Source organism: Pontibacterium sp. (assembly GCF_041587635.1).
GTDB lineage: Bacteria > Pseudomonadota > Gammaproteobacteria > Pseudomonadales > Balneatricaceae > Pontibacterium.
Map to the genome: position 1 here is coordinate 1 of NZ_JBFGYC010000426.1, position 3572 is coordinate 3572.

Below are 3572 nucleotides of genomic sequence, written 5' to 3' on the forward strand. Positions count from 1 at the left end.
GGGCTGGGTCGGTAGTTGAGCGGTGAGCAGGCGTAATGTATGGAACGCTTCCTCGTCACAATCGCTTAACCCCAACAGAACAATGTCGTCGGCATGTAAAGATTCCGCAGACAGCGCGTGCAGGGTTGGAAAACAGAGCAATTGTGTCGCGGTGATACCTAAAATATCACGCAGCCGATCACAGCAGCCGCTGTCACCATCGATTAATAACAACCGTGGCTGACTGTTTTTAAGCTGTTTGGGTGCCGATAACATCGGACGTTTCCCCCTTTACACTAAGGGCTCTGGGTTTAACTGATCCATGTTGTAGAAATGCGAACATGCCATAATTGAGTGTTGACAGTATCTGCATCATATAGTGTTCTTGAGTTGGATTTCAAACGTACGTTTTAATTTGTTTGTTCTCAGTGTGTTATGAGTTACTTGTTGTTTAAACCACGGCCAGAAGTTACCTTTTTTGAATTATTATTCAAGTGCTTGTGTCGACTAAAATTCCGGAGTGTTGCTTAAATGTCCCGATTAAACCCTCGTCAGCGGGAGGCAGTGAACTACATCAGCGGCCCGTTGCTGGTGTTGGCCGGTGCTGGCTCCGGCAAAACCAGTGTGATTACCCGGAAGATTGCGTACCTGATCAATGAGTGCGGTGTGTCTGCACACAATGTAGCCGCAGTGACGTTTACCAACAAAGCGGCACGCGAGATGAAAGAGCGTGTATCGTCGCTGCTGGTGGGCAAGCCAACCAAAGGGCTGACGGTCTCCACATTCCATAACCTGGGTCTCAATATCATCCGTAAAGAACATAGGGTGTTGGGTTTTAAACCAGGGTTTTCGATCTTTGATGATCAGGACAGCAAGGCCCTGTTGAAAGATCTGATGCTGCATAACGGCGAAGATACCGATCAGGTTGACGCGGTGGTGCATCAGATCTCGAACTGGAAGAACGACATGGTAGAGCCGGAAACCGCGTTGGCAACGGCTCAGCTGCCGCAGGATATTCTCGCGGCACGTGCATATGAATCGTACAACACGCATCTGCGTGCCTATAACGCGGTGGATTTTGACGATCTGATCCTGATCCCGGTGAAGTTGTTTACCGAACATCCGGATGTGCTGGATCGCTGGCAAAATCGTATCCGTTATTTGCTAGTGGATGAGTATCAGGATACCAACTTGTCTCAGTACCGGCTGGTGCGTCAGCTGGTCGGCCATCGCGGCGCACTGACCGTGGTGGGTGACGATGATCAGTCTATTTATGCATGGCGTGGTGCGAGACCTGAAAACCTGGTGCAGCTAAACGAGGACTTTCCGTCTTTGAAGGTGGTGAAACTTGAGCAGAATTACCGCTCAACCAGCCGTATCCTGAAGGCGGCCAATACCCTGATCGCGAATAATCCACACGTCTTCGAAAAGACCTTGTGGAGTGAAATGGGGTTTGGCGATGAACTTCGGGTTATCCACACCCGGAATGAAGATGCTGAGTGTGAACGAATCGCCACCGAAATCCTCGATCAGCACCTGCGCAAAAAGGTGCAGTTCAAAGATTTTGCCGTGTTGTACCGCGGGAACTTTCAGGCACGCCTGATGGAGATGAAACTGCAATCCTATCAGGTGCCTTACAAGCTGAGTGGCGGCACCTCGTTTTTTGCGCGGGCAGAAATCAAAGACCTGATGTCCTATCTCAAGGTGCTGGTGAATCCGGACGACGACAACGCTTTCCTGCGTATCATCAACTTGCCGCGCCGTGAAATCGGGCCAAGTACTTTGCAGAAGTTGGGTCAGTATTCGGTCGAACGTCAGATCGGCATGTTTGCGGCCTGTGATGAGCTGGGGCTGGAGCAATCGTTGCCTGCCGCGGCGGTGGATCGGTTGCGCCGGTTCTGTAAGTGGATGCACAATATCTACCGTAAGAGCGAGCAGGGTGATCCGATCGACGCTGTGCGCGAGTTGATCATGGATATTGATTACGAAGGTTGGATCCGGCAGAACAGTTCCAGTGAAGCGATGGGTGATAAACGTATCCAGAATGTCTGGTTTCTGGTCGATTCCCTGAAAAACACACTGGAACGGTTGCAGGAAGATGACCCCGATGCCGGCCTGAAGGAAACCATCGCCCGTTTGATGTTGCTCGATATGCTGGATCAACAGGCGGAAGATGAGGATGACAACCGGGTGCAGCTGATGACCCTGCACGCCTCCAAAGGTCTGGAGTTTCCGCACGTGTTCCTGATGGGCATGGAAGAGGAGTTGTTACCCCATCGCAACAGTATTGAAACCGACAATATCGAAGAGGAACGCCGTCTGGCGTACGTAGGGATCACCCGTGCCCGTGAAACCCTGACCATGACATTGGCGAAGCAGCGTAAGCAATACGGTGAAGTGGTGGATTGTGCGCCAAGCCGGTTTATCGCCGAGTTGCCACAGGATGATCTGGATATTGAAGGTGGATCAGAAAGTTGTCCGGTGCGCAGTCGTGAACGGGGTCAGGCCACGTTATCCAACCTGCGTAACATGTTTGATTGAATCAACCACTGAATATCAGACACAAAAAAGGCCGCTCATCAGCGGCCTTTTTTTTCGACTCAGGCTAAATTATTTAGCGCTGTCCAGCATGTACTGGATAGAACCCTGAATCTCGTCGTCAGAACAGTCAGCACAAGTACCACGTGGTGGCATTGCATTGATACCGTTGATCGCGTTCGCCATCAGAGTTTCCATGCCTTTACCTGCACGGTCAGCCCAATCAGCTGTGCCGAATTTAGGAGCGCCAGCAACACCAGTACCGTGACAAGCAGCACATTTAGTGTTGTAAACGTCTTCAGCAGAACGAGCACCGCCGGAAGCCGCAACCGCAGGAGCGCCACCGCAAGTGTCGTCGCCTTCTACGCAAACAGAGCCTACCGCTTTGATACGCTCAATAATTTTTTCTTCTTCAGTAGCCGCCTGAACAGAAGTAGCCAGCATAAAGCCCAGCCCCAGAGCGCACAGCATAGAAGCAAATTTCTTCACAGTTACGACCTCACAATCATCCTAAATTTAAAAATATTTCACAGTCTGGTCTGCCGGATGCCCCTCACGAGCGAGTGCAGACTCCACTGCGCAAAACTTAATCGGCGGGCATTATAACGGTAAATACGCACAACGGAAACGGGGCTTTGGCAAAGGTCTAAGGTGAAATAGGTAAAAGCATCCATTTTGGCGCGCTATTTGCCCGTTTTTTGACCTGAATTAACAAACTTAGCTGTCTGTTTTTTGTACGTCTTAACCATCTGGGCCGATCAATCTTTAACCGCCCTAAACCCGCATGAACAAAGACTTGGCAAATGGGTCGCAGATACGTAATATTGGCGCCTGCAAACACTTCCTAGCGCCTGTAGCTCAGCTGGATAGAGTAGCAGGTTCCGATCCTGTTGGTCGGGGGTTCGAATCCCTCCAGGCGCGCCATTTTTTATTAGGTGGTTGGTGGGAGTTTGTAAACATCTCTTTGAGATATGTGCCGCTATAGCTCAGCTGGTAGAGCAACTGACTTGTAATCAGTAGGTCCCGAGTTCGACTCTTGGTGGCGGCACCATTTA

General features: G+C 50.6%; 3 protein-coding genes and 2 tRNA genes. 3 read left to right on the forward strand and 2 right to left on the reverse strand.

Going from position 1 to position 3572, the window contains the following annotated elements:
• A partial coding sequence (locus ABYW01_RS16795) for a hypothetical protein (RefSeq protein WP_372834920.1) occupies positions 1–255 on the reverse strand: 255 nt, incomplete at its 3' end.
• Between the two features lie 255 nt (positions 256–510).
• On the opposite strand from ABYW01_RS16795, the gene rep reads away from it, so the two are divergent.
• On the forward strand, positions 511–2520 hold the full coding sequence (gene rep, locus ABYW01_RS16800; protein WP_372834923.1) for a DNA helicase Rep: 2010 nt from the start codon (positions 511–513) through the stop codon (positions 2518–2520).
• A 69-nt stretch (positions 2521–2589) separates the two neighbouring features.
• On the opposite strand, the gene ABYW01_RS16805 is transcribed toward rep, so the two are convergent.
• Positions 2590–3006, reverse strand: coding sequence for a cytochrome c5 family protein (locus tag ABYW01_RS16805; protein WP_371871804.1), 417 nt, complete (start codon positions 3004–3006; stop codon positions 2590–2592).
• 358 nt (positions 3007–3364) lie between these two features.
• Here ABYW01_RS16805 and ABYW01_RS16810 point away from each other — a divergent pair.
• Together ABYW01_RS16810 and ABYW01_RS16815 are read left to right on the forward strand one after the other, a co-directional pair.
• A tRNA-Arg gene (locus tag ABYW01_RS16810) sits at positions 3365–3441 on the forward strand.
• A 51-nt stretch (positions 3442–3492) separates the two neighbouring features.
• Positions 3493–3568: transfer RNA gene (locus ABYW01_RS16815), tRNA-Thr, on the forward strand.
• Positions 3569–3572 lie beyond the last annotated feature (4 nt).

Excerpts from the sequence above, each read along its gene's own strand:
- rep (WP_372834923.1), top strand. The coding sequence starts at position 511 with ATGTCCCGATTAAACCCTCGTCAGCGGGAGGCAGTGAACTACATCAGC.